This is a genomic window from Achromobacter sp. ACM02, from assembly GCF_014851605.1.
Taxonomy (GTDB): domain Bacteria; phylum Pseudomonadota; class Gammaproteobacteria; order Burkholderiales; family Burkholderiaceae_B; genus Achromobacter; species Achromobacter aegrifaciens.
Window position 1 is genome coordinate 1 of record NZ_JACUZY010000020.1, and the last position, 2,468, is coordinate 2,468.

At 58.6% G+C, this 2,468-nt stretch carries 2 protein-coding genes; both read left to right on the top strand.

Annotated features, from left to right (window positions below; all coding sequences use genetic code 11):
- Positions 1–105 precede the first annotated feature (105 nt).
- Positions 106–1,632 carry an IS21 family transposase gene (gene istA, locus IB258_RS30170; RefSeq protein ID WP_034019062.1) on the top strand — a complete coding sequence of 509 codons (1,527 nt, stop codon included), beginning with the start codon at positions 106–108 and terminating at the stop codon, positions 1,630–1,632.
- On the top strand, positions 1,622–2,413 hold the full coding sequence (gene istB / locus IB258_RS30175) for an IS21-like element helper ATPase IstB (RefSeq protein WP_192353588.1): 792 nt from the start codon (positions 1,622–1,624) through the stop codon (positions 2,411–2,413). Before istA ends, istB begins: the two co-directional genes overlap by 11 nt.
- Positions 2,414–2,468: the final 55 nt, after the last annotated feature.

Sequence of the window (2,468 nt, forward strand, 5' to 3'; positions counted from 1 at the left end):
TGTTGATTTGCAGGCAGAGTTGACCCACTTTTACGTTTGATTTGCATCTAATTCTGACCCACCTCGTGAACACTATCCTGCTCGGTACCCGTGCAGGAGACAGGAGTGATCGACGTGGCTCTTCTCAGCATTATTCGCCGTTGGCACTTGCGTGATCATGTCTCTTTACGAGAGATTGCCAAGCGACTTGGCATATCGCGCAACACGGTGCGACGCTATCTGCGCTCGGGCACCATTGAACCAACCTACAGCCGTGCGGCTGGGCCTACAGTTCTAGACGGCTATGCGGAGAAGCTTTCGGCATGGCTCAAGGCCGAGGCCAACCGCACACGCAAGCAGCGACGCTCGCTATTGCAGCTGCACCAGGATCTCTGCGCTCTAGGCTACACGGGCTCTTACGACCGTGTCGCCGCTTTCGCGCGACGATGGCGACAGGAACAACAGGAACGATCTCAGACTTCAGGACGGGGCACGTTCGTGCCATTGACGTTCGCACCAGGCGACGCCTTTCAGTTTGACTGGAGCGAGGACAGTGCGGTGATCAACGGCGAGCGCACCAAGCTCCAGATCGCGCAGTTCAAGCTTTGCCACAGTCGCGCCTTCTTCCTGCGCGCCTACTGGCTCCAGACACACGAGATGCTGTTCGATGCGCACCATCACGCTTTTGTGGCGTGGGGAGGCATCCCGCGTCGAGGTATCTACGACAACATGAAGACCGCTGTGGATAGGGTCGGCCGCGGCAAGTCGCGCGAGGTCAACGCCAGATTCTCCAGCATGGTCAGCCACTATTTGTTTGATGCGCAGTTCTGCAACCCCGCGTCAGGCTGGGAGAAGGGACAGATCGAGAAGAACGTGCAGGATAGCCGGAGGCGGATCTGGCAACGCCTGCCCCACTTTTCGAGCTTGGAGGCGCTTAATGACTGGTTGGCCGACGAGTGCGTCAGGCTGTGGCAACAGATACGCCATCCGGCATGTGACCAGAGCATCTGGCAGATATGGTCCGAGGAACGCCCATTTCTGATGCCTGTTGGCCAGCCGTTCGACGGCTTTGTGGAACACACCAAGCGCGTTTCCCCCACATGCTTGATCGCCTTCGAGCGTGACCGCTATAGCGTCCCCGCGTCCTACGCCAACCTGCCCGTGAGTTTGCGGGTCTATGCAGATCGCCTCGTTGTCGTCGCCGAAGGTCACGTCATCGCGCAGCATCCTCGCCACATCAACCGGCGCCATGACCGTGGTGCCACTTTCTACGACTGGCGGCATTATCTCGCCGTGCTGCAACGCAAGCCTGGCGCGCTGCGCAATGGGGCGCCGTTCACCGCGTTGCCGGAAGCATTTCGCCAACTTCAGGCACTGCTTCTGCCTCACGCTGGCGGGGATAGAGAGATGGTGGAGATCCTGTCGTTGGTCTTGTTGCATGACGAGCAACTGGTCCTCGCCGCAGTGACCTTAGCGCTGGAGGCCGGTACGCCATCGAAGCAAACCATTCTCAACATCTTGAGCCGACTGCTCGACGGCACACCGCTACCGCCGCTGACGGCGCCCCAAGCGCTCTCGCTCACAGTCGAACCCGAGGCGAACGTCGGCCGCTACGACACCCTCCGCACTCAGGAGCCACGTCATGCAGCATGAACTCATGATCGAGCGCTTGAAGGCGCTCAAGCTGCACGGTATGGCTCAAGCGCTCACCGACCTCGTGCAGCAAGACTCTCCGGCATACCAGAGCTGCTCTCCCATCTTGAGCCAGCTTCTACGGGCCGAGCTTACCGAGCGAGAGGTGCGATCTATTGCCTATCAGATGAAGGTGGCCAAGTTCCCAGCATATCGAGACTTACAAGGCTTTGACTTCGGATGCAGCGAGGTCAACGAAGCCCTCGTTCGGCAACTGCACCGCGGCGAGTTCATCGAACCCGCTCACAATGTCGTATTAGTTGGCGGCCCTGGCACCGGCAAGACGCATCTGGCGACGGCCTTCGCGGTTCACGCCATCGAACACCTGCGTCGCCGAGTTCGCTTCTTCTCCACGATCGAGTTGGTGAACACGTTGGAGCTCGAGAAGCAGGCCGGCAAAGCTGGACACCTCGCCCACCGGCTCATGCACTCGCACGTCGTTATTCTCGACGAACTCGGGTATCTGCCATTCAGCCAAGCCGGCGGTGCGCTGCTGTTCCACCTCATCAGCAAGCTCTACGAGCACACAAGCCTCATCATCACCACCAATCTCAGCTTCGCTGAATGGGCGAACATATTTGGGGACGCAAAAATGACGACTGCTTTGCTCGACCGACTCACCCACCACTGCCACATCGTCGAGACCGGCAACGACAGCTACCGATTCAAAAACAGCAGCACACAGCCCAAAAAGGAGCGTAAAACAGCCAAATCTGTGGCAACCCTTTCCCAATCAAATTAGGGCTGGGTCAGTTTTCGATGCAAACGCTGGGTCAGTTTTCAGTGCAAACCAACAC